Below are 23088 nucleotides of genomic sequence, written 5' to 3' on the forward strand. Positions count from 1 at the left end.
AACGCTAGAGGCAGGTCACCGACTACCGCGACCGATTTCAGCCCTCGGCGGCGAGCTGACCGCAGGCTGCCGCGATCTCCTGCCCACGCGTGTCCCGCACGGTGCACTCGACACCCTGCTCACGCACCCGCCGCACGAACTCCCGCTCCACCGGCTTCGGCGACGCGTCCCACTTGCTGCCCGGCGTCGGGTTCAGCGGGATCAGGTTCACGTGCACGAGCTGCCCGAGGTGCTTGCGCAGCTTCTTGCCGAGCAGATCCGCCCGCCAGCCCTGGTCGTTGATGTCGCGGATCAGCGCGTACTCGATCGAGACACGACGACCGGTCTTGTCCGCGTAGCCGCGCGCCGCCTCCAGCACCTCGGCGACGTTCCACTTCGTGTTGACCGGCACCAGCGTGTCGCGCAGCTCGTCGTCCGGCGTGTGCAGCGACACGGCGAGGCGGACCTGGAGGTTCTCCTCGGTCAGCTTCTTGATCGCGGGCACGAGGCCGACCGTCGACACCGTCACGTGGCGCTGCGAGATGCCCAGGCCGTCCGGCGCCGGGTCGCAGATGCGGTGAACGGCCTCGAGGATGCGCTTGTAGTTCGCGAGCGGCTCGCCCATGCCCATGAAGACGATGTTCGAGAGCCGGCCGGGGCCGCCGGGCAGGTCGCCGTCACGCATGGCGGCGGCGCCGAGGCGCACCTGGTCCACGATCTCCGCGGTCGACAGGTTGCGCTGCAGGCCGCCCTGGCCGGTCGCGCAGAACGGGCACGCCATGCCGCAGCCGGCCTGCGACGAGATGCACAGCGTCGCGCGGTCCGGGTAGCGCATGAGCACCGACTCGATGAGCGTGCCGTCGTGCGCGCGCAGCAGCGTCTTCGACGTCGTGCCCTCGTCTGCCGTGACCTTGCGCACGACCGTGAACAACGGCGGCATCAGGTCGGCGACGAGCTTGTCGCGCGTGTCAGCCGGGATGTCGGTCATCTCGGCCGGGTCGACGGTCAGGCGGCTGAAGTAGTGGTTCGACAGCTGCTTCGCCCGGAACGGCTTCTCCCCCAGGGCCGCAACGGCTTCCGCGCGTTGGGCGGGTGAGAGGTCGACCAGGTGGCGCGGCGGCAGGCCGCGCTTGGGCGCGTCGAAGACAAGGGGAAGCGAGGTCATAGCACATCTAGTGTCCCACGAACTTCACCAACACAAGACCGTTGCATCGCGATAGGTTCCGATATATCGTTAGCGACATGATGATGAGACCACACCACAGAGAGCACCACCACAGGCATCGCCGCGGTCCCTTCGGGGGCGGCGGCAGGGGCGGCCGTCAGAGGCGCGGCAACGTCCGGGCGGCGGTTCTGTCCTTGCTGGCAGAACGGCCGATGCACGGCTACGAGATCATTCAGGAGATCGCCAAGCGCACCGGCGGCGTGTGGAGCCCGAGCCCCGGCTCGGTCTACCCGACGCTGCAGATGCTCGCCGACGAAGGCCTGGTCTCCGCGGCGGAGGACGGCGGCAAGAAGCTGTTCAACCTCACCGAGCACGGCAGGACGGAGCACACGGCTCCGCCCTGGCACGACATCGACATCCAGCTCGACCCGGTCGACGGCGAACTGCGCACAGCGGTCCGGCTGCTCGGCGCCGCGATGGAGCAGATCTCCCACGCGGGCACGCCCGAGCAGAAGACCCGCGCCGCCGAGCTCTACAACGAGCTGCGCCGCAAGCTGTACGCGATCCTCGCCGAGGAGTGACCTACCACCGCTCGTGCACGTGCGGGCGAATCAGCTCGTCGTACACCGCCGTGACGGCCTTGTCGTCCACCGGCTGCAGCTCAGCGGCCTGCGCATTGGCCCGAGCCTGCTCGACGTTGCGAGCACCGGGAATCACCACCGTCACGCCGGGCTGGTCCACGATCCACCTGAGCGCGAACTGCGCCATCGTGACACCTTCCGGCACCAGCGGCCGCAGGCGTTCCACCGCCTCCAGGCCCACCTCGTAGGGAACCCCGGAGAAGGTCTCGCCGACGTCGAAGGCCTCGCCGTTGCGGTTGTAGCTGCGGTGATCGTCCGCACCGAAAGTCGTTGCCCTGTCGTACTTCCCGGTCAGCAACCCGGACGCGAGCGGCACCCGCGCGATGATCGCGACCCCCGCCTCGGCCGCCTGGGGCAGCACCTCTTCGAGAGGCTTGAGCCGGAACGCGTTCAGGATGATCTGCACGCTGGCCACGTGCGGACGCCTGATCGCCTCCAGCGCCTCCTCGACCTTCTCCACTGACACGCCATAAGCGGCGATCCGCTGCTGCTCAACCATCTCGTCCAAGGTGTCGTACACCTCGTCACGGCTGTAGACCGCAGTGGGCGGGCAGTGCAGCTGCACGAGATCCAGCGTGTCGACACCCAGATTGCGGCGGCTCCGGTCGTTCCACGCGAGGAAGTTCTCCCGGCTGTACCCCTCCGCGACCTGCGCCGGCAGCCGCCGCCCCATCTTCGTGGCGACGAACACCCCGTCGTCCTTGCGCTCCTTGAGGAACCGCCCGACGAGCGTCTCACTACGACCATCGCCGTACACGTCGGCGGTGTCGAAGAAGTCGACCCCCGTGTCGGCCGCGGCGTGCAGCAACGCGAGCGCGTCGCTCTCGTCCACCTCGCCCCAGTCCGCGCCGAGCTGCCAGCAGCCCAGTCCCACGACGCCGACCTGGCGATCCAACCTGCCTGCGTTTCGCTTCTCCACGAACCGAAGCCTAGTCGCGGATCACACGATCAGCCCTTTCGGCTTGCGCCGGACGTGCAGGCGATAGCCGACCGGAAAACTCAGTCCGTTCACGGAGGCGATCGCCCGTTCGGCGACCTTCGCGGAGAACTCGATGCGCAGCACGGCCTCCAGGTCCTCCCGCTTCTCGAACCGCCACTCCGCCGTGACGCGCCGCAGCGAGAACCCGTTGTCCGCGAAGAACTTCTCGACCGCGGCCGGGTCGTAGCGCGGTTCGTCGGCGCGCAGCCAGGGACCGTACGGATCGGCCGAGCCGTCCAGGTCCACGATCGCGAACGCGCCGCCCGGCCGCAGCACGCGGTCCGCCTCGCGCAGTCCCGGTTCGCAGCCCGGTCCGAAGAAGTAGGCGGTGCGGGCGTGCACCACGTCGGCGGAGGCGTCGTCGAGCGGAAGTCGTTGCGCGGGACCGGAAACGACCCGCGCGTTCGCCAGTTCGGCCGTCCGGTGCCTGGCCCGGACGACCAGAGGCGGGTGCGGTTCGACGCCCGTGACGGACTTCGCGGTGCGCGCGATCAACGGCAGGTGGAAACCGTCGCCGCAGCCGACGTCCACCACGTCCTGACCGTCAAACGGACATTCTTCGCTCAACGCCGTCCAAATCGCGCCGTGGACGTCCTGCGCGCGGTTCTCGACCTCGTAGACGTCGGGCCAGTGCCAGATGTTCGGACTGGGCACGACCTCTGCCGGACGCACCGCGTTCAGCGCCGCTCGCACGAATCCCCTCACGAAGACACTGTAGGGCCTCCATTTGCCGATGACCGTTCGAATTCGTCCACCTACGGCGTAGCGTTATGGCACTTCTTTCCCTGCAGGAGGCGGCAGTGTCGATCGCGCCCAACACGCCCCAGCTCGCGCCGTTGCTGTCCGGAAGTCCGTGCTGGGTCGAAAGATCCGTCGACGACCTCAAGGGCGCGATCGAGTTCTACACCGGCCTGTTCGGCTGGCACTACGCCGACGACGACGGCTACACCGTGGCGATGGTCGACGGTGTCCCCGTCGCCGGACTGCCGCAGGGCGAACCGGACGAGTGGCGGTTGTACCTGGTCACGCCCCATGCGCGTGCTACCGCGGAGAAGGCTTTCCACCTCGGCGGATCGGTGCTGCGCAACCCCGAGGACGCCGCCGACCACACGCAGAGCACGGTGATCGCCGACCCGACCGGCGCCGTCGTCGGGTTCCGGCACGTGCCACCGGACTGGCGGTTCGGCACGGGCGGGCACGGCGCCTACGCGTGGGCCGAGCTGAACACCCGTGACGGCGCGGCGGCCGACGAGTTCTTCGGCGAGTTGTGCCACTACGACATCACGCAGATCGGCGACGGCCACCGATTGGACTACGCGTCGTGGTCCGTCGAGGGCACCGAGGTCATCGGCCGGCAGAAGATGGGGCGCGAGTTCCCGTATGGAGAGCGCTCCCACTGGATGGTCTACTTCAACGCCGCGCCCGAGATCGGGACCGACTCGGTGGCGTACCGGGTGCTGGAACTGGGCGGCCGGGTGACCGTGGAGCCCTACGACACCCCGTTCGGACGCATCACCGTGGTCGAGGACCACGCGGGAATGGCGTTCTCCGTGATCGACCAGTCCCGCGTAATCGAGGCCGAGCCGCGCACCGAGGTGGACGACCCGTACGACGACTGAGCGGCTGCTACTGCACGAAGAGGTGCAGCAGCAGCCAGGAGGCGACGGCGGACGGGAGCAGCGAGTCCATCCGGTCCATCAGGCCGCCGTGGCCGGGCAGCAGCGTGCCCATGTCCTTGATGCCGAGGTCGCGCTTGATCAGCGACTCGACCAGGTCGCCCGCGGTGGCCGTGACGACGAGCACGGCACCGAACAGCGCGCCCTGCCACCACTGGCCGTCGAGCAGCGTCGTCACCGTGATCGCACCGCCGACCGCACCGGCGGTCAACGAGCCGGCGAAGCCCTCCCACGACTTCTTCGGGCTGATCGTCGGCGCCATCGGGTGCTTGCCGAGGAAGACACCGGCCGCGTAGCCGCCGACGTCGGAGAGCACGACACCGATGATGAACGCGAACGCGCGGCCCGCACCGTCTTCGGGAACGACGAGCATGGCCGCGAACGCCGCGAACAACGGGATGTACGCGACGGTGAACACCGACGCGCTCAGATCGCGCAGGTAGCCGTCCGAGCCGCCGCGGAACCGCCAGATCATGCACACCAGCACGGTGACCACGAACGCGGTCATCATGCCGGAGCGCTCCAGCGGCCACGACAGCCAGATGATCGCCTGGCCGCCGATCAGCGCGGGCCACAGGGCGACGTTGATGCCGGCCTTCTTGAAGGCGTTCGCGATCTCCCACGTCGACACCGCCGCGGCGGCCGCGACGATGCCGATGAAGGTCTCCTTGACCGTCAGCAGCGACACGATGATCAGGGCGCCGAGCCCGACACCGACCAGGATCGCCGCGCGCAGATCACGTCCAGCGCGCGACGGCTTCGACGTGGGGACGTCCGCGGGACCGCCTGCCACCTGTGCTCCCATCAAGACCTCCGCCCGGCCTGGGCATTCACGCCTGCGGCGACTCGGCCGGGCGAACCATCAGTGGAACATCAGACTTCGAGGAGTTCGGCTTCCTTGTGCTTCACGAGCTCTTCGACCTGCGCCACGTAGCGGTGGGTCAGAGCCTCGAGTTCCTTCTCACCACGCGCGCCGTCGTCCTCGCCGACCTCGCCGTCCTTGACGAGCTTGTCGATCTCTTCCTTCGCCTTGCGACGCACGCCGCGCAGGGAGACCTTCGCGTCCTCGCCCTTCGACTTCGCGACCTTCACCATGTCCCGGCGGCGCTCCTCGGAGAGCTGCGGGATGACGATGCGGATGATCGCGCCGTCGTTGCTCGGGTTGACGCCCAGGTCGGAGTCCCGGATCGCCTTCTCGATGGCGTTCAGCTGGCCCGCGTCGTACGGCTTCACGACCGCCATGCGCGCCTCGGGAACGGTGATGCTCGCCATCTGGTTGAGCGGCGTCATCGAGCCGTAGTAGTCAATGTGGATTCGGTTGAACATCGAGGGAGTCGCACGACCGGTTCGGACGGAGGAGAGGTTCTCCTTCGCCACCGAAACCGCCTTTTCCATCTTCTCCTCGGCGTCGAGGAGGGTCTCGTCGATCACGACTGCTCCTTGCTCTGCGTGTTCGTGCCCAATTCCCGGTCCTGGAGAGATCCCACCAGGTCTAGAAGGCCGGACGGCCACCGGGGGTGCTGACCAGAGTGCCGATCTTCTCACCACGCACCGCGCGCGCGATGTTCCCCTCGGTGAGGAGGTTGAAGACGAGGATCGGCATGTTGTTGTCCATGCAGAGGCTGAACGCCGTCGCGTCGGCGACGTTGAGGCCGCGCTCCAGCACCTCGCGGTGGGTGATGTTGTCGAACATCAGCGCATCCGGGTCGATCTTGGGGTCGGCCGTGTAGACGCCGTCGACGGCCTTGGCCATCAGGACGATCTCGCAGCCGATCTCCAGCGCGCGCTGGGCGGCCGTGGTGTCCGTGGAGAAGTACGGCAGGCCGGCGCCGCCGCCGAAGATCACGACGCGTTCCTTCTCGAGGTGACGCATCGCGCGGCGGGGAATGTACGACTCCGCGACCTGCGTCATCTGGATGGAGGTCTGCACGCGGGTGTCGATGCCGTGCTCGCGCTCGAGGAAGTCCTGCAGTGCCAGGCAGTTCATGACCGTGCCGAGCATGCCCATGTAGTCGGCGCGCGAACGGTCCATCCCGCGCTGCTGGAGCTCGGACCCGCGGAAGAAGTTGCCACCACCGATCACGACGGCGACCTGCACGCCGGACTTGTGGACGGCCGCGATCTGCTTGGCCACTGTCTGGACGACATCGGGATCGACACCGACGCCACCACCGCCGAACATCTCGCCACCGAGCTTGAGCATCACCCGGTTGTAGCCGTGGCTACCTTCTTCGCTCACAGGTCCTCTCCTCGCGCTTTTGGCCTGGAAACTTCTGTGGACACGCCAAGGGCGGGGTCGCTGGTACCTGCAACCCCGCCCTCATGCGAATCAGCTCTGGCCGACCTCGAACCGAGCGAAACGGGTAACCGTCACGCCGGCCTCGTCCAGAAGAGCCTTGACCGTCTTCTTGCTGTCCGTCACGGAAGCCTGCTCGGTGAGCACGACGTCCTTGAAGAAGCCGTTGACGCGACCCTCGACGATCTTGGGGAGCGCGCCCTCGGGCTTGCCCTCCTCGCGAGCGGTCTCCTCGGCGATGCGACGCTCGTTGGCGACGAGCTCCTCGGGGACCTCGTCACGGGTCACGTACTTCGGGCGCATCGCGGCGATCTGCATCGCGGCACCCTTGGCGACCTCGGCGTTGTCACCGGTGTACTCGACGAGCACGCCGACGGCGGGCGGCAGGTCGGCAGCGCGCTTGTGCAGGTAGACCGAGACGGTGCCGTCGTAGTCGACGGCCTTGGCCAGCTCGAGCTTCTCGCCGATCTTGGCGGAGAACTCCTGGACCAGCGCGTCCACGGTCTTGCCGTCGACCTCGACGGCCTTGAGGGCCTCGACGTCGGCGACCTTGTTGGCCTTGGCGAGCGCGACGATGTCGTCGGCCAGGGCGATGAAGTCGGCGTTCTTGGCCACGAAGTCGGTCTCGCAGCGCAGCTCGACCATCGCGCCGTCCTTGACGGCCACGAGGCCGTTGGACGTGGTGCGCTCGGCGCGCTTGCCGACGTCCTTGGCGCCCTTGATGCGCAGGATCTCGACGGCCTTGTCGAAGTCGCCGTCCGCCTCGTCCAGCGCCTTCTTGCAGTCCATCATGCCGGCGGCGGTCAGCTCGCGGAGCTTCTTGACGTCCGCGGTGGTGTAGTTCGCCATCGTTTTCCTTCTGCGATGTACGCGCTTAGGTCACGAGGTGCCCGCTTGTGGGCGGGCACCTCGTGGGGGAAATCAGGACTGGACGGGCTGCTCGGTCGAAGCCGGGGCTTCGGCCGGGGCCTCGGTCGCGACGGCGGCGTTGGTGGTCAGGAGCTCCTGCTCCCACTCCGCCAGCGGCTCGTCGGCGGCGACGTCGGGCTTGTCCTGGCCCTCGGCGGCGTCGCGGCGGGCACCGGAGCGCTGCATGAGACCGGCGGCGGCGGCCTCGGCCACGACCTTGGTCAGCAGAGCGGCGGAACGGATCGCGTCGTCGTTGCCCGGGATCGGGAACTCGACCTCGTCCGGGTCGCAGTTGGTGTCGAGGATCGCGACGATCGGGATGTTCAGCTTGCGAGCCTCACCGACCGCGATGTGCTCCTTCTTGGTGTCCACGATCCACACGGCGCTGGGCACCTTGGACATGTCGCGGATACCGCCGAGCGTGCGCTCCAGCTTGTCCTTCTCGCGGTTCATCATCAGGATTTCCTTCTTGGTGAAACCCTGGAAACCGCCGGTCTGCTCCATCGACTCGAGCTCCTTGAGGCGCTGAAGCCTCTTGTGGACCGTCGAGAAGTTGGTGAGCATGCCGCCCAGCCAGCGCTGGTTCACGTAGGGCATGCCGACGCGGAGAGCCTCGTTGGCGATGGCCTCCTGCGCCTGCTTCTTCGTGCCGATGAACAGGATCGACCCGCCGTGCGCGACCGTTTCCTTCACGAACTCGTAAGCCCGGTCGATGTAGGTCAGCGTCTGCTGCAGGTCGATGATGTAGATGCCGTTGCGCTCAGTGAGGATGTAGCGCTTCATCTTCGGGTTCCAGCGCCGGGTCTGGTGCCCGAAGTGCACGCCGCTGTCAAGCAGCTGCTTCATGGTTACGACGGCCATGGCCGGTTCGCACCTCATCTGTCGGGACGCGCGAGGTCTCACCTTTGCGCGTCAGTTCGGTTTTCGCTTCCGGCCCGGTTCGGCCTTCAGCCCTGGTGCCGAAGCCGCCGTTCGTACCCTCGGAGCATCTCTGCGCCGTCGGGACCGTCGAACGTCGTGACTCGACCCTGCTGGGATCAGCCGGTCGGATCTGCGTTGGCACGCGAAGTCGTCCCGCGCACAGACGGGACGCGCCCAAAAGTCTACTCCTCACCCCCGACAAACTTCGAATCGCCCCCACCTCGCCGGGGGTAGTTGTCCACAACCGGCGAGTAATCCACAGATTCCCAATACCCGCTGGTCCCCGGCACCCCCTCCCGCGACCGTTGACCCATGCCCCTCCTCCCCGCCGCTCTGCTCGTCTCGACGCTCCTGGCCCCCGCCCCAGTCCGGTTCGCCTGGCCGCTGCCACCGCCCCACTCCGTGGTGCGCGCGTTCGAGGCGCCGGCCTCCCCGTTCGGTCCCGGTCACCGGGGCGTCGATCTCTCCGCGCCCGCCGGCACAGCGGTCCTGGCCGCGGGCGATGCCACCGTGGTGTTCGCGGGCGCGGTGGCCGCCAGGACCCTGGTGTCCCTGGAGCACCGCAACGGCCTGCGCACCACCTACGAGCCGGTCGCCCCCACTGTGAGTGCCGGCCGCCCGGTGCGCAGGGGCGAGGTGATCGGTCACCTGGAAGCGGGCCACTGCCCGTCTCCCTGCCTGCACTGGGGCGCCCGCCGAGGCCACGCGTACCTGGACCCGCTCCGCCTGGTCAGCCTGGGCCGGGTGCGGCTGCTGCCCCTGACCACGCCCTCCCGGGGCGGCTAGCGGCCTCCGTCGCGCGGCACTGTCCCCGCGCGGCGCTCCGATCGGGCGCTTCCCGCCGTTCCCACGGCGGTTGAGCAGCGGCGCAACCCCGACACACGCCGCAAGCGCCCGTCAGGTGGCCGGGAGACGGCCGTCCCCTCACCTCGCCCGTCTCCCGGTCTGCCTGTTCGCCCATTGCCCGGTTCGCACGGCGCCCGAACGCCTGCCGCGCGGCTGCGGTCCGGCCGTCTTCGTGCTGCCCACCTGTTGCTGTCGCGGTTCGCAGGACCGCGGCCACTCCTGTTCCGGTGTCCGCGCGACGCTCGGCGCACCTGGCAGTTCGCTGCCCGACTCCAGGGTCAGGCGTTCGCCGGGATGCCCGAGTCGGCACGGGGCGTGCTGGGAGCAGACCTGAGCACCACCCGTTCGAGTGAATTAGCCCTGGCAACGGACGGAAAGGAGGTTCAAGCCCCCTTGAGGAGGCCCGTACGACTTCTCGGTACGGGTGTCCGGCAGCCCGGCACTCGCCAGGCTGCCGGGGTGGGCCGAGGTGTGGTCAGGCCTCGGACTGCTCGTTGAGCTTCGTGCGCAGGCGCAGGACGGCGCGGGTGTGCAGCTGGCAGACCCTGGACTCGGTCACACCGAGGACCTTGCCGATCTCGGCGAGGGTCAGGTTCTCGAAGTAGTAGAGGGTCACGACCACGCGGTCGCGTTCTGCCAGCTGGGCGATCGCGTCGGCCAGCTGACGGCGGCTGTCCTGGTCGACGAGGCTCGCCACCGGGTCTTCCGCGGCGTCGTCGGGGAGCGACTCGGCCAGCGAGGAGCCGCCCTTGTTCGGGGCGATCAGCTCGTCCAGGGCGACGACGCTGGTGAGCTGGAGCTGGCCGTAGAGCTCGCGCAGTTCGGCCAGGCCGATCTTGAGCTCTGCGGCGAGCTCGCGGTCGGTGGGCGTGCGCTGCAGCTTGGCGCCGAGGCGTTCGAGGGCTCGTTCCACGTCGCGGGCGCGGCTGCGGACCGAGCGCGGCACCCAGTCCTGGGAGCGCAGGTCGTCGAGGATCGCGCCGCGAATGCGCTGCATGGCGTAGGTCTCGAACTTGAGGCCGCGCTCCGGCTCGAACTTCTCGATCGCGTCGACCAGGCCGAAGATGCCGGACTGGATCAGGTCGGCCACGTCCACGTGGGCGGGCAGGCCAGTGCCGACGCGGCCGGCGACGTACTTGACCAGCGGCGCGTAGTGCAGCACCAGGCGGTCGCGCTGGCTCTGCTCGCGGGACTCGCCGTAGCTGCGCCACAGCGCGACGATGCCGGCCTCGACGTCGTCACCGGACCGCACGTCCGCGCGCGTCACCGCAGTCGGAACGGCAGCGGGCGTGCCGTTGACATGCGTGTTGGCACCGGGCTCGGGGGTCGCCTCGGTGCGTGGCGCGCCGTTCTGACGGTGCCCGTTGCTCGCCTGCTTCGACACTGGTGCGGGCAGGACGGGTTCAGGGGGCACGGTCGCCGTACGCGATCCTCCCCCTGCGGCGTCAGGAACGGGGGTGGGTTCGGTCATGGATCGCCTTCAGCCGTTCGACAGTGACGTGTGTGTAAAGCTGAGTCGTTGCGAGCGTAGCGTGACCAAGCAGTTCTTGGACGGTGCGCAGGTCCGCTCCTCCTTCCAGCAAATGGGTCGCAGCGGAGTGGCGCAACCCGTGCGGCCCGATGTCCGGTGCGTCCGGTACGACGGCGACGACCTCGTGCACAAGAGTGCGAACGGCTCGCTGGTTCAGCCGGCCGCCGCGGGCGCCGAGGAACACTGCCGGTGGCGAATCCGGTGCTACCAGGGCGTTTCTGCCCTCGTCCACCCACCGCCGCAGCGCTCGCTCGGCCGGCACGCCGAACGGCGTGCTGCGCTCGCGTCCACCTTTGCCAAGAACTCGAATCACCCTTAGGGAGTAGTCCACGTCGTCGAGATCAAGACCACAGAGTTCGGCCACGCGGATACCTGTGGCGTACAGCAACTCCACCACGGCCTGATCACGCAGCGCAACCGGATCGCCTTGGGACGCGCCAGAGGATACGGCCCTCATGGCGTCCTTCGCCTGGTCCTCGCGCAACACCGACGGCAACGTCCGATGCGGTCGCGGAGCGGCGAGCCGAGGCCCCGGATCCGAGGCCAAACGCCCAGCTCTGTGCGCCCACGCGGTGAACGTGCGCGCGGCAGCCGCACGGCGCGCGAGTGTCGTGCGGCTCGCACCCGCGGTGCGTTGCGCGGCAAGCCATGACCGCAAATTCGTCAGGTCGATGCGCTCGACATCAGCGTTTTCCGGGATATTCCCCGCGGCGTGTCCAAGCAATGCCACGACGTCACCTATGTAGGCGCGCACCGTGTGCGGCGACAGATCACGCTCCAACATCAGGTGCCGTTCGTACTGCCGCACCACGTCTGCCACGGTCGCCGGCAGTTTTTCGCGCAGGCGAACGAGATCGACACGACGTGTCCGACCATGCGGCGGCGGGGACATAGGCCAAGACGCTGCGCCAGTCGGGGCGTTTGGTCAAGTATCGCCACACCCCCGCGCTATTTGAGAGCGCTCTCATGATCGGGAACACGATAACGTTTCAACTCCCTGTGACGAGCAGGGGTTTGGCGGCACGCACAGATCACCTTTCGGAGTAGTGATGGCAGCCAGCACCACCGTCCGAACAGCCGATGAGCTCGCTCGCCGAGTCGTGCGCAAGATCGCTCCCGAGGAGCTGTCCTCGTTCGACATCGTCGCCGCTCCGTACCTGGAGAGCCCCAAGCAGGCCGAACGCCGCCTGCGCCAGGCCCACGACGACCCGCTGGGCTTCGGCCTGGGCGACATCGTCGCGATGGCGACCCCGGTGATCGCCCTCGTGTCCGGCAGCGTGATCACCGCCGTCTCCGACAGCGTCGGCAAGGCCGTCAGCGACGGCACCACCAACGCCGTGCGCAAAGCCTGGCGAAAGTTCCGCGGCAAGCCCACCACACCACTCGAACTGCCCTCCACGCCGCTGACCACGACCCAGCTCGCCGAGGTGCGCCAGATCGCCCTCGAGCGCGCTCTCTCGCTCGGCATGGACCAGCAGAAGGCCGACGCGCTCGCGGACGCTGTCATCGCCGCCCTCGTGCTGCGCGACAACGCCCAGGACAGCGGCGGCGACGCCAGACGCGAGGCCGGTGACACCTCCGGATGACGGACGAGAAGCCGCAGGTCAACCCCAGGGCATTACCGTCCGAGATGATCCTCCTGCTTCTCCTCCTCGCCGTGACGGTGCTGCTCAACGTCTTCTTCGTCGCGAACTGGCTGTCCGGCCTCGAACAGGGCGGCGCAGCCTCCTACCTGCAGAAACTGCAGATGCTCCTGACGCCGGGCCTCGCGGCCTACGGCTTCTACACCGCGGTCCGCGTCCGCCGCTCCACACCGATCGCCGACACCGGCCTCCACGAGGCCGGCAAGGCGGTGGCGGAGCTCGTGCGGCAGGTGAACCCGCCGCGCCACGTGGATGTGCGCCTCGGCAAACGCCTGGGCAGCCGCGCCTACGTCACCGGGGCGCCGCGCAAGCCGATCGTCGTGCTGGGACCAGAACTCCTGGCCCTGCACTCGATGCCCGGCGAACGCAAAGCCGTGTTCGACGCCGTGGTGCGCCACGAACTCGCCCACGTGCACGCAGGCGACCTCTGGTGGTACCAACTGGCCACCGTCCTGCGGTTCTCGAACCTCTCCACCGGCTTCTTCGCCCTGCTGGTGCTGTGGCTGGAAGTCCTGCTGGACCGCGGCGACGTCACCTCCTTCCTCGTGAGCACGCTGCGCCTGGCCGCACTGACGCTCGTCACCGAACTGATCGCCCGCGCCTTCCTGCGCGCCCGCGAACACGCCGCCGACCTGCACGCGGCCGAGTTCGGCGTGGAAGGCCTGCTGGCCGCCGTCAAGGCGCACGAGACCGACCAGACCCGCTCGGTGGTCCGCTCCTGGCTGCGCCACCACCCCGGAGCCGACGAACGCTCCCAGGCCCTGACGAACCCGCTGCGCCTGCTGGCCTCACCAATGGGCCAGGTGTCGCTGGGTGCCGCCGCGGCGGGCGCGGCCTTCGTGACGTTGCAGGACATGCTCCTCAGCGGCGCCGCGGAGGACAGGAGCACCCCGATCTTCACCGGCGTGGCGATCGGCATCCCGCTGACGCTGTTCGCGGGCTTCTCCCTGTGGCGCGGCGCCTGGCAGGAAGACCGCAGCCGCTTGCGCCCCCTGTTCACCGCCGCCGCACTGCTGGGCGGCCTGGTGATCGGCAGCCACCTGCCGCTCTACACCGGGATCTTCGACCAGGCTCCGATCGGCGTCCCGATCGCACCATCCATGCTCCTCGCGCTCGCTCTGGGAATCTTCGGCCTGTGCTGGTGGCTCGACGCACTCGGCACGGCATGGCGTCGCACCGACCCGGGCGCTTCCCGGATGCCCTCCTTCCTCACGTATGCCGTGCCTTGTGCCTGCGTGGCGGGTGGCTGGCTGTTCGCGGTCTTGTGGACCTGGTCAGCCAGGCTTCGTGGCGTCTACCTCGGCTGTCCGGCCGAGGAGGCCAGGAACCTGCCGATCTGCCAGTCCCCGACGCCGCAGTCCGACGTCGCGATGACGGTCGCGAGGGACTTCGGCATCACGTTCTGGTCGATCCTCACGGCCGCGGTCGTCGTGATAGCCCTCGCCGTCCCGCGCTACCTCCGCACCCGCTGACTCGTCCATCCACAGTGGACAAAACTCACCTCATCTCCAGCTTCTGCCAGCCTCCGTCGACCTGGTGTGCCAGCCCGGCGAGTTCCAGCTCGGGCAACAACGCCCGCACCCGCTCCAACGGCACCCCGGACTCGACCGACACGACCTCGTCGCTGACCCCGTTCCGCTTCCCGAGGGCCTCGTACACCCGCATGGCCTCCCCGTGCGGCGCACCGATGTCGCTCTCCTTTTCGGCGGGCTGGGTGGCGAGGTCGTCACCGAACCGCCCCACCGACTCCACGATCTCGGCGACCGAACTGACCGACACCGCCCGCCCGTCCCGCAACAACTCGTGACAACCAACAGAACTCGCCGACGTCACAGGCCCCGGCACCACCATCAACGGAAGCCCGAGCGCAAGCGTGATCGCGGCCGTGTTCTTGGCCCCGCTACGCCGCCCGGCCTCCACGACGACGGTGCCGCCGCCCAACGCCGCGATGAGCCTGTTGCGAGTGAGAAACCGATGCCGCGCAGGCATCACGCCAGGCGGGTACTCGCTGACGATCAGGCCTTCCCGCGCGATCTTGGCGAGCAGTCCCTGATGCCCGGCGGGATAGGCGATGTCCGCCCCGCACGCCAGCACCGCGATCGTCAGCCCACCGGCGCCGAACGCACCACGGTGGGCCGCACCGTCAATCCCATACGCGGCACCGGAAACCACGGTCATGCCCGCCAACGCCAGCCCGTAGGCGAACTCGCCGGCAACCTGCTCCCCGTACCCGCTGGAAGCCCGCGACCCGACCACGGCCACGGCCTTGTCCACCGCGTCAGCGAGGAAATGCGGCCCACGCACCCACAACGCGAGCGGCTCACCTCCACACCGACGGCCGCCCACGTTCTCCAGCGCGAGCAACGGCCACCGCGGCCACTCCTCGTCTTCAGGGATGACCAACCGCCCACCCGCCCTGCCAATGGCGGCAAGGTCCGCGTGAGCCCGCTCCTCAGCCCGCCGGGCAGCCGTCTGACTGGCCACGGACGGCGAAATTTCGCCGGCCCGCACACGTTCCGCGGCCTCGACGGGCCCGACTTCGGCGACCAGCGCCGCGAGTGCCGCCGGGTAGGGCTCTGCGACGCGAGACAGGTAGGCCCTTGCCAGACGAACGGCATCGGTGGCCGGGATGCTCGCTGGAACGACGGCCGGATCGGTGGCTCGAGTGGTGGCCGGGTCGACGGCTCCGGTGGGGGCCGAGCGGGCGATTGGTGCGGCGGCTTGGTGAGCTGCTGGAACAGCCAGCGATGTGGTGGTGGTGGTGGGCGATGCGGTGAGTGGGCCGGCGGTTCGTACGGCGGCTTGACGAGCTGCCGGAACAGCCCGCGATGTGGTGGGCCGAGTGGTGGTGGTGGTGGTGGTGGGCGATGCGGTGAGTGGGGCGCGGACCAGCGGCGCGCTGGGTGGCACGACGCGCGCGACGGCGGATTCGCTGGCCGGGGCGCTCGCTGGAACGGCGGCCGGGTCGGTGGCTCCGGTGGTGGCCGGGTCGGCGGGCGCAGCAGTTGGCGACGCGGTGAGTGGGTTGGTCGGCGTTGTGGTCACCGGAACCACCACCAGGGTAGCCAGCGGCGCCAGGGGTCGGGGCGCCACGGACTTGGCGGGCTTACACCGGATGTGCGCTTGCGGACTGTGCACTGCAGTTGCAGGAAAGCGGGTACGGCGGCCGTGATGGCAGTTGCCGAGGTCGCGGCTGGGATCAGGAGAGGGGTCATGGTCGGGCTCCTTGTTCGAAGGTGCTGAGGTTCGTGAATCGGTAGGTGAGCGGGTCGCCCGCTGGGAAAGGGCGGGCGACCCGCTCGGGGCCGAACACGAGCCGAGGCTCGAGGCTCGTGTCCGGTGGTTCGGACGCCTGGGTTGGGACAGGCGTCCGAACGTCTCGGTGGATCGGTGCCGGGCGCGGAGTGGGAGTGGGGCTCCGCGCCCGGCTGCTTGGGGAGGCCGCCGGCGCCGGGCAGCTCGCGCCTGATCGGCAGATCTGGAACCCAGGTAGCCCAGATGCGCATCGGGCCTAGGCGGGCATGGGACTTGGCGGACATGGGTGCCCCGTGCAGACCTGAGGCGGCGGGACCTGGGCGTGAGCGGGGTGAGGTGTCTGGAGGGTGAGCGGGCGCTCGCAGGGGGACGAGCGCCCGCTCTGCTGGGGCCGGACGCGGAGTCGGGGCGTTGAAGCTCCGCGACCGGCGGCTTGGGGCGGAGCGCCAAGCTCCGCGGGCGGTGGTTTTGGGCGGAGTGTGAAGCTGCGCTGCCCACGGCTCCGGCTGTGGTGTGGAGCCGCTCAGGGCTGGGGGCGTTGCGGAGCCGGTCAGAGCTGGGGGGTGGAGCGCTGGTGGCTCTGTGGCTGGGTCGGGGTGGTTGGTGGTGGTGTGCGGGGTGTGGTTAGGGGGCTCGGCGTTCTCGGAACTGGAGGGCTGCGGCCACGTGGTCCTGGGTTGGGCGGTCGGCTTCGGCCAGGTCGGCGAGGGTCCAGGCGACTCGTAGGCAGCGGTCTGCGCCCCTGCCCGTCAGGGCGCCTACGGCCAGCGCTCGGTCCAGGAGGGCCGTGGTTGGTCTTGGCAGGGCGAACTCTCGGCGTAGAGCTGGGCCTGGGACCAGGGCGTTGGCCTGCCAGGTGTGGCCGTGGGCCGACCAGCGGGTGGCGGCTCGGGATCTGGCTTTGAGCACTCGTTCGCGGACCACCGATGTCGGTTCTGGTGGGGCGGCGTCCGCGTTGGACATGGCTGTGGTGGCCCTCATTCGGACCCTGAGGTCCACGCGGTCGAGCAGCGGGCCGGAGAGGCGGGACTGGTAGCGGCGGCGCACTGTGGCCGTGCAGATGCAGTCGACTTCCTTCGGCGGGGCGCACGGGCAGGGGTTGGTGGCGAGGATCAGCTGGAAGCGGGCCGGGTAGCGGGCTATGCCGTCCCGGCGGGGGATGCGGACTTCGCCTTCTTCCAGGGCCGTGCGGAGGGTGTCGATGGTCTTCTGGCCGAACTCGCAGGCCTCGTCGAGGAAGAGGACGCCCTTGTGGGCCCGGGAGGCCGCGCCCGGCTTGGCCATTCCGCTGCCGCCGCCGATCAGGGCCGCTATCGACGTCGTGTGGTGGACGTTGACGAACGGCGGGCTGGCCACCAGCGGGTAGTCCGAGGACAGGACGCCTGCCACCGAGTGGACGGCTGTGACCGCCAGGGAGTCCTGGCGCGACAGCGGTGGGAGCAGGCCGGGGAGGCGTTCGGCCAGCATCGTCTTGCCGGTGCCCGGCGGGCCCGTCAGGAGGAGGTGGTGGGCGCCTGCCGCGGCCACCTCCAGGGCCCAGCGGGCTTCTGGCTGGCCCACCACGTCGGCCAGGTCCGGGACGTCCGGCAGTGGTGGGTCCACGCAGGCGGGTGGGGGTTGCAGTGTCACGTCCTCGCCGCGCAGCCAGGCCAGGACCTCGCGGAGGGTCTGGGCTCCGTGGAGTTCGATGCCGTCCACCAGGGCGGCCTCCGGCAGGGCGTCGACCGGGACGATGGCCGCCTTGAGGCCTGCTCGGCGTGCGGCCAGCAGGGCGGGCAGGACGCCGCGGATCGGCCGGACCCGGCCGTCCAGGGCCAGCTCACCCAGCAGGACGGTGGTGGCCAGGCGCTCGCACGGGACCGAGCCGGCGGCGGCGAGGGTGGCGCAGGCGATGGCGACGTCGTAGCTGCTGCCGCCCTTGGGCAGGTTCGCCGGGGACAGTCCCAGGACGATGCGCTGCTTCGGCCACTCCTCCTCGCTGTTGCGGACGGCGGCCTTCACCCGCTCCTTCGACTCGTGCAAGGACGCGTCGGGAAGCCCCAGGAGGTGGGTGCGGGGCTGGCCCACGCCCACGTCGGCCTCGATCTCGACAGCCAGGCCGTCGACGCCGTAGAGGGCGACGGACCACGCCTGCGCCAAGCCCATCTCAGGCTCCCCGCAGGTGCTGCAGGCGCGCTTCGCCGGAGGGAGGCCAGGTGACCGAGATCAGGTCGACGCGGACGTTGCACCAGCCGACGCCGTGCACCGCCAGCCACCGCAGGGCTGTCCTGCGCAGGCGCGAGAGCTTGCGCTCGTCCACCGCCTCGTCCGGGCGGCCCCAGGCAGGGCCCGACCTGGTCTTGACCTCGCAGACGACCAGCCGGTCGCCCTCCACGGCCACGACGTCGAGCTCGCCATCGCGGCACGTCCAGTTCCGCGACAGGACCACTAGGCCCTGCTCTTCCAGGTACCTGCACGCCAGGTCCTCGCCCTGACGCCCCTTCTCCTGCTGCCTGGTCTCGACCGATGCCTGTGCCACCACTGCCCTCGCCTCCCTGCGGGTCGTTGGGTACGACCTTGCCGGGCGGGGCGGGAGGAGCGACGGGGCTGAGAGCAATCTGTGGACAACTCAGCGCCTGTGGACAAGTCGGCCGTTGTGGATCTTGAAACGGCGGATTTGTCAGTGGGGTGTGCTAGTGGCGTGGCCTGAACCGTTGCCGCGCGAATTCGCCGCCAACGTTTCGGGTCACGCCACCAGTGGCCTACGTGGGGAACGGCCCGCTTTCCGGCAAACGCAGGTCCGGCTTGTCCAGCTCCTCCACGTTCACGTCCTTGAACGTGATGACACGAACGTTCTTGACGAACCTCGCGGGGCGGTACATGTCCCACACCCACGCGTCCGACATGCGCACCTCGAAGTACACCTCGCCATCGGCGTTGCGCACCTGCACGTCCACCGAGTTGGCCAGGTAGAAACGCCGTTCGGTCTCCACGACGAACGAGAACTGGCTGACTATGTCGCGGTACTCCTTGTACAGCGACAGCTCCATCTCGGTCTCGTACTTCTCGAGATCCTCTGCACTCATTACGCCTCCGCGCGGGTCATCTGCTCCGCGCCCTCACTCGTCGCGAGCTCCCCGGCGTCAGCCGGGGTTGCATCATTCTGGACCACGGCCTGCGCGGTCGTGCCGCGCGCCACCCTGTGCGGCGCGGCGAGGCCGTGCTTGGCGGCCGCCGCTGCCACATTTACATACGACCAGCGATGCTCCGCACACGGCCCGTGCTCCATCAACGCCGCCGTGTGTTCCGGCGTGCAGTACCCCTTGTGCACGTTGAACCCGTACTGCGGATGACGGGTGTGCAGGTCGGCCATGATCCGGTCCCGCGTGACCTTGGCCAGCACCGATGCCGCCGCCACGCACGCCGCCGCCTGGTCGCCCTTGAGCACCGCCACGTTCGGCGCGGGCATCCCCGGCACCTTGAAGCCGTCCGTCAGCACGTAGCCGGGGTGCGTCGCCATCTGCGCGACCGCACGCCTCATGCCCTCGATGTTCATGACGTGGATGCCCAGCCAGTCGACGTCGGCGGGCGACACCACCACGACCGAGTGATCCAGCGCACGCTTGAGCACCAGGTCGTACATCCGATCGCGCGCCGACGCCGTCATCAGCTTCGAGTCGTTCAGCCCTTCGAACCGCGAAGCATCACCCGGTCGAAGGACACACGCGGCGATCACCAACGGGCCGGCGCACGGCCCGCGCCCTGCCTCGTCGACGCCGGCGACGGGCCCCAGGCCCCGGCGCTCCAGCGTGCTCTGCAAAGCCCAGTTCCCGGACGAGCCCCGCACCACCGCGCGAGGCGGCATCAGCATGGTCATCGGCGGAATCGGTCTCGCACTCGACGTCCGAGCAGCAGAAGCGGCCACGCCGCGACGATACCGAGCCCCAGCGGGACGTTCTGCTGCCATCCCGGCGCACCCATCGACACGGCCTGCGGGTCGTGGTCCGTCACCCCGCCCCACCTCGACGGAGGCAGCACGATCACACGTGCCTTGCCGATCACGTCGTCCACCGGCACGAGGCCGTTGAGGCCGCCCTGGCCCTGGCAACGCGAGTCGCACGAGTGGTTGCGGTTGTCGCCGAGCACGAACAGCATGCCGTCCGGGATCTTGAGCTCCTCGAACGACTCCTGTTCGGCCGGCGTGCCCTCGTCGAAGTGCTTGTACGGCTCGTCGAGCGCCTTGCCGTCGACCGTCACGCGGTTCTGCTCGTCGCAGCACTTCACGGTCTGCCCGCCGACGGCGATCACGCGTTTGACGAAGTCCTCCTCGTTCGCCGACGGCAGCCCGATCAGCGACCCGAGCCACGACAGCCCCTGCGAGATCGGGTTGGCCGGCTCGTCGGAGATGAAGTCGTTCTGCCACGACGGCGGTCCGCGGAACACGATCACGTCACCCGGCGACGGATCGGTGAAGCGGTAGGTGACCTTGTCCACGAGCACCCGGTCGCCGTAGCACTCGGTGCAGCCGTGCAGCGTCGCCTCCATCGACTCGGAGGGGATCATGTAGACGCGGCCGAGGAAGATCTGGATGCCGATCGCGAGGCCGAACGCGACCAGGATGAGGACCGGCAGTTCCTTCCAGAAGTTGCCCTTTTTCTTCTTCTTCGCGGGCTTGCCCGAAGCGTCCGAACTGGGCTCGTCACCGGACGGGTTCTGCTCTGGAGCGTCGTCGACCACGAGATCAGCCTAGGGGCTGGGGGTTGTGATCCGACACAACACTCCACCGATCTTTCGGGAAAACGACGTACCGGGCTTTCCCGATGACGTTCTCGACGGGCACCGTGCCCGCTACGCCCCCGCCGCCCTGTTTGCGCGAGTCGGTGGAGTTCATCCGGTTGTCCCCCATGACGAACAACCGTCCATCCGGCACCCGGATCGGCTCGAACGGCTCGTGGTCAGCGGGCGAAGTGCCTTGCTGCCAGTGCACATACGGCTCGTCGAGCGATTTTCCGTCCACAACGACACGGTGCTGCTCGTCGCAACACATCACCGTCTGACCGGGCAACGCGATCACGCGCTTGACGAAGTCGCGCTCGTTCGCGGGCGAGATGCCCAGCAACGAACCGATGTTCTGCACGAAACCCGCGACGGGATTCGCCGACCGGGGAGCACGGAAGTCGTTGGAGGTCCACGCCTCGGGGCCGCGGAACACGACCACCTCGCCCGGCTCGATGTCGCCGAAGCGGTAGGTGATCTTGTCGACCAGCACGCGGTCGTTCTCGCAGCCGGTGCAGCCGTGCAGCGTGTTCTCCATCGACGCCGAGGGGATCACGTAGACCCGCGCCACGAACGCCTGGATGAGCACCGTCAGCACGACGGCCGTCATGACGACGTAGAGAATTTCTCTCCAGACAGGAGTACGCCCCCGCTCCGGTTCATCCGGTGCGGAGGCGTCCTCGAAGTCTTCTGGGCTCGAAGCCACCGATCAGGAGACCGGACGGGCCTCGCGCTTCTCCTTGATCTTGGCGGCCTTGCCGCGCAGGTCGCGCAGGTAGTACAGCTTGGCGCGACGCACGTCACCGCGGGTGGCGACCTCGATCTCGGCGATGTTCGGGGAGTGCACCGGGAAGGTGCGCTCGACGCCGACGCCGAACGAGACCTTGCGGACGGTGAAGGTCTCGCGGATGCCGCCGTTCTGACGACGGATCACGACGCCCTGGAACACCTGGACGCGCTCGCGCGAGCCCTCGATGACGCGGACGTGAACCTTCAGCGTGTCACCGGCGCGGAAGGCCGGGATGTCAGTGCGCAGCGACTGGGCGTCAAGCGCGTCCAGGATGTTCATCGGTGGTTCCTCACGTGTCTTGAACTCCCCAGAGCATGTTCCATGGCTGTGCACGACATGGTGGGGGTTCGGCTTGGTGCGCACGCCGATGTGACACCGGCTGCGGCAACTGTTCCAGTGTGCCAGACCAGGCACTCCGGAATGAAATCGGGCTTACTCCCCGCCCTCGCGCAGGTGCGCGAGCAGGGCGCGGTCGTGCTTGTCGAACGCCTCCGCCGGCAGCGATTCCAGCAGGTCAGGACGCCGTTCGAAGGTCCGGGCGAGTGACTGGTCACGACGCCAGCGATGGATCAGCCTGTGGTTGCCCGAACGCAGCACGTCCGGCACCGCGAGCTCGCGCCACACCTCGGGCCGCGTGTAGCTCGGCCCTTCGAGCAACCCGTCCTGGAACGAGTCCTCCGCGTGCGACTTCGGGTTGCCGAGCACGCCTGGCAGCAGTCGTGCGACCGCTTCCACGATCGCGAGCACCGCCACCTCGCCACCGACGAGCACGTAGTCCCCGATGGACACCTCATCGACGCGTACGCGCCGTGCGGCGTCATCGACCACACGCTGGTCAATGCCTTCGTAGCGCCCGCACGCGAACACGAGATGCGACTCGTTCGCGTACTCGTGCGCGACAGCCTGCGTGAACGGACGTCCGGCCGGCGTCGGCACGATGAGACGCGTCTCGTCCGTGCACACGTCATCCAGGGCAGGGCCCCAGATGTCGGCTTTCATGACCATGCCGGGCCCACCGCCGTACGGGCTGTCGTCGACAGCCTTGTGCACGTCCTGGGTCCAGTCACGCAGGTCGTGCACGCCGACGCTGATCAGGCCCTTGTCGATCGCCTTCCCGAGCAACGCGGCACGCAGCGGCGCCAGGTACTCGGGGAAGATCGTGACGACGTCAATCTGCATCGAGCAGGCCCTCTGGCGGGTCGATCACGACACGGCCGCCGCGAACGTCCACAGTGGGCACGATCTCGCGCACGAACGGGATCAGAGCTTCCCCGCTGTCACGAATGACCACGAGCAGCTCGCCGCCGGGGCCGTGCAGGATCTCCTTGACCGTACCGATCTTCGTGCCGTCGACGAGTTCGGCCGTGAGCCCTTCGAGCTCGTGGTCGTAGAACTCGTCGGGGTCGCCGGTCGGCGGCAGGTCGTCGGTGCTGCCCAGCAACAACGTGCCGCGCAACGACTCCGCGACATCGCGCGTGATGACTTCCTCGAAACGCACGAGCAGCCGCCCGGCATGAGGCCGGGCGGCTGACACGGTGAGGCTTCGGGACGTGCCGTCACGCAGCTTGGCCTGAATCTTCTGCCCGAGCGCGAAACGCAACTCGGGTGAATCAGTGCGCACGTCAATGGCGAGTTCACCAGTGATCCCGTGCGCCTTGGCCACACGGCCGACGACGACGTCCATTTGCCCTTTGCAGCTTCG

Annotated in this window: 25 protein-coding genes; 5 read left to right on the forward strand and 20 right to left on the reverse strand. The window is 68.8% G+C overall.

Annotated features, from left to right (window positions below):
- Positions 1–37 precede the first annotated feature (37 nt).
- Positions 38–1144 carry a 23S rRNA (adenine(2503)-C(2))-methyltransferase RlmN gene (gene rlmN / locus ACIRG5_RS17885; RefSeq protein WP_402905832.1) on the reverse strand — a complete coding sequence of 369 codons (1107 nt, stop codon included), beginning with the start codon at positions 1142–1144 and terminating at the stop codon, positions 38–40.
- 77 nt (positions 1145–1221) lie between these two features.
- On the opposite strand from rlmN, the gene ACIRG5_RS17890 reads away from it, so the two are divergent.
- A complete protein-coding gene (locus tag ACIRG5_RS17890) occupies positions 1222–1725 on the forward strand; it encodes a PadR family transcriptional regulator (RefSeq protein ID WP_402905834.1) in 504 nt (167 codons plus the stop codon).
- Position 1726: 1 nt separating this feature from the next.
- On the opposite strand, the gene ACIRG5_RS17895 is transcribed toward ACIRG5_RS17890, so the two are convergent.
- Together ACIRG5_RS17895 and ACIRG5_RS17900 are read right to left on the reverse strand one after the other, a co-directional pair.
- Positions 1727–2704: an aldo/keto reductase gene (locus ACIRG5_RS17895; protein WP_402905836.1), complete on the reverse strand. Its 978-nt coding sequence runs from the start codon at positions 2702–2704 to the stop codon at positions 1727–1729.
- Between the two features lie 21 nt (positions 2705–2725).
- Positions 2726–3469, reverse strand: coding sequence for a class I SAM-dependent methyltransferase (locus ACIRG5_RS17900; RefSeq protein WP_402905838.1), 744 nt, complete (start codon positions 3467–3469; stop codon positions 2726–2728).
- Positions 3470–3564: 95 nt separating this feature from the next.
- Between ACIRG5_RS17900 and ACIRG5_RS17905 the strand changes: the two genes are divergently transcribed.
- Positions 3565–4383: a VOC family protein gene (locus ACIRG5_RS17905; RefSeq protein ID WP_402905840.1), complete on the forward strand. Its 819-nt coding sequence runs from the start codon at positions 3565–3567 to the stop codon at positions 4381–4383.
- Positions 4384–4390: 7 nt separating this feature from the next.
- On the opposite strand, the gene ACIRG5_RS17910 is transcribed toward ACIRG5_RS17905, so the two are convergent.
- The 5 genes from ACIRG5_RS17910 to rpsB form a co-directional block, all read right to left on the reverse strand.
- The gene (locus ACIRG5_RS17910; protein ID WP_402905842.1) at positions 4391–5245 is read right to left on the reverse strand and encodes a phosphatidate cytidylyltransferase; all 855 of its coding nucleotides are present in this window, start codon (positions 5243–5245) and stop codon (positions 4391–4393) included.
- Between the two features lie 68 nt (positions 5246–5313).
- Positions 5314–5871, reverse strand: a complete 558-nt coding sequence (gene frr / locus ACIRG5_RS17915) for a ribosome recycling factor (protein WP_090066386.1) — start codon at positions 5869–5871, stop codon at positions 5314–5316.
- Positions 5872–5932: 61 nt separating this feature from the next.
- Complete coding sequence (gene pyrH / locus ACIRG5_RS17920) at positions 5933–6643, reverse strand: UMP kinase (protein ID WP_396426237.1); 711 nt, start codon at positions 6641–6643, stop codon at positions 5933–5935.
- A 126-nt stretch (positions 6644–6769) separates the two neighbouring features.
- A complete protein-coding gene (gene tsf / locus ACIRG5_RS17925; protein WP_093593403.1) occupies positions 6770–7585 on the reverse strand; it encodes a translation elongation factor Ts in 816 nt (271 codons plus the stop codon).
- A 72-nt stretch (positions 7586–7657) separates the two neighbouring features.
- Positions 7658–8506, reverse strand: a complete 849-nt coding sequence (gene rpsB / locus ACIRG5_RS17930) for a 30S ribosomal protein S2 (protein ID WP_319977547.1) — start codon at positions 8504–8506, stop codon at positions 7658–7660.
- Between the two features lie 372 nt (positions 8507–8878).
- On the opposite strand from rpsB, the gene ACIRG5_RS17935 reads away from it, so the two are divergent.
- Positions 8879–9352: a M23 family metallopeptidase gene (locus ACIRG5_RS17935; protein WP_402905845.1), complete on the forward strand. Its 474-nt coding sequence runs from the start codon at positions 8879–8881 to the stop codon at positions 9350–9352.
- 535 nt (positions 9353–9887) lie between these two features.
- Here the strand turns inward: ACIRG5_RS17935 and ACIRG5_RS17940 are convergent.
- Together ACIRG5_RS17940 and ACIRG5_RS17945 are read right to left on the reverse strand one after the other, a co-directional pair.
- Positions 9888–10883 carry a FliA/WhiG family RNA polymerase sigma factor gene (locus tag ACIRG5_RS17940; protein ID WP_396426188.1) on the reverse strand — a complete coding sequence of 332 codons (996 nt, stop codon included), beginning with the start codon at positions 10881–10883 and terminating at the stop codon, positions 9888–9890.
- Complete coding sequence (locus ACIRG5_RS17945; protein ID WP_402905847.1) at positions 10858–11835, reverse strand: tyrosine recombinase XerC; 978 nt, start codon at positions 11833–11835, stop codon at positions 10858–10860. Before ACIRG5_RS17945 ends, ACIRG5_RS17940 begins: the two co-directional genes overlap by 26 nt.
- A 157-nt stretch (positions 11836–11992) precedes the next feature.
- Between ACIRG5_RS17945 and ACIRG5_RS17950 the strand changes: the two genes are divergently transcribed.
- Together ACIRG5_RS17950 and ACIRG5_RS17955 are read left to right on the forward strand one after the other, a co-directional pair.
- Complete coding sequence (locus ACIRG5_RS17950) at positions 11993–12529, forward strand: hypothetical protein (RefSeq protein ID WP_402905849.1); 537 nt, start codon at positions 11993–11995, stop codon at positions 12527–12529.
- Between the two features lie 44 nt (positions 12530–12573).
- Positions 12574–14058, forward strand: a complete 1485-nt coding sequence (locus tag ACIRG5_RS17955; protein WP_402905851.1) for a M48 family metalloprotease — start codon at positions 12574–12576, stop codon at positions 14056–14058.
- Positions 14059–14083: 25 nt separating this feature from the next.
- Here ACIRG5_RS17955 and dprA read toward each other — a convergent pair whose 3' ends face one another.
- The 10 genes from dprA to rimM form a co-directional block, all read right to left on the reverse strand.
- Positions 14084–15217, reverse strand: coding sequence for a DNA-processing protein DprA (gene dprA, locus ACIRG5_RS17960; protein ID WP_402906205.1), 1134 nt, complete (start codon positions 15215–15217; stop codon positions 14084–14086).
- A gap of 1248 nt (positions 15218–16465) precedes the next feature.
- Positions 16466–17986 carry a YifB family Mg chelatase-like AAA ATPase gene (locus ACIRG5_RS17965; protein WP_402905853.1) on the reverse strand — a complete coding sequence of 507 codons (1521 nt, stop codon included), beginning with the start codon at positions 17984–17986 and terminating at the stop codon, positions 16466–16468.
- Between the two features lies 1 nt (position 17987).
- Positions 17988–18359 (reverse strand): YraN family protein, encoded by a 372-nt coding sequence (locus tag ACIRG5_RS17970; RefSeq protein ID WP_402905854.1) that lies wholly within the window; start codon positions 18357–18359, stop codon positions 17988–17990.
- 223 nt (positions 18360–18582) lie between these two features.
- Complete coding sequence (locus ACIRG5_RS17975) at positions 18583–18906, reverse strand: DUF2469 domain-containing protein (protein ID WP_030468024.1); 324 nt, start codon at positions 18904–18906, stop codon at positions 18583–18585.
- The gene (locus ACIRG5_RS17980) at positions 18906–19697 is read right to left on the reverse strand and encodes a ribonuclease HII (RefSeq protein WP_402905855.1); all 792 of its coding nucleotides are present in this window, start codon (positions 19695–19697) and stop codon (positions 18906–18908) included. The genes ACIRG5_RS17975 and ACIRG5_RS17980 overlap by 1 nt, the downstream gene beginning before the upstream one ends.
- Positions 19694–20557 carry a signal peptidase I gene (gene lepB, locus ACIRG5_RS17985; RefSeq protein WP_402905857.1) on the reverse strand — a complete coding sequence of 288 codons (864 nt, stop codon included), beginning with the start codon at positions 20555–20557 and terminating at the stop codon, positions 19694–19696. Before lepB (ACIRG5_RS17985) ends, ACIRG5_RS17980 begins: the two co-directional genes overlap by 4 nt.
- A gap of 4 nt (positions 20558–20561) precedes the next feature.
- Positions 20562–21302, reverse strand: coding sequence for a signal peptidase I (gene lepB / locus ACIRG5_RS17990; protein ID WP_402905859.1), 741 nt, complete (start codon positions 21300–21302; stop codon positions 20562–20564).
- Positions 21303–21305: 3 nt separating this feature from the next.
- The gene (rplS, locus tag ACIRG5_RS17995) at positions 21306–21665 is read right to left on the reverse strand and encodes a 50S ribosomal protein L19 (RefSeq protein ID WP_319977558.1); all 360 of its coding nucleotides are present in this window, start codon (positions 21663–21665) and stop codon (positions 21306–21308) included.
- A 153-nt stretch (positions 21666–21818) separates the two neighbouring features.
- On the reverse strand, positions 21819–22565 hold the full coding sequence (trmD, locus tag ACIRG5_RS18000) for a tRNA (guanosine(37)-N1)-methyltransferase TrmD (RefSeq protein WP_402905861.1): 747 nt from the start codon (positions 22563–22565) through the stop codon (positions 21819–21821).
- Positions 22555–23070: a ribosome maturation factor RimM gene (rimM, locus tag ACIRG5_RS18005; RefSeq protein ID WP_402905863.1), complete on the reverse strand. Its 516-nt coding sequence runs from the start codon at positions 23068–23070 to the stop codon at positions 22555–22557. Before rimM ends, trmD begins: the two co-directional genes overlap by 11 nt.
- Between the last annotated feature and the right edge of the window lie 18 nt (positions 23071–23088).

It is taken from the genome of Lentzea sp. NPDC102401 (assembly GCF_044765805.1).
Classification (GTDB): domain Bacteria; phylum Actinomycetota; class Actinomycetes; order Mycobacteriales; family Pseudonocardiaceae; genus Lentzea; species Lentzea sokolovensis.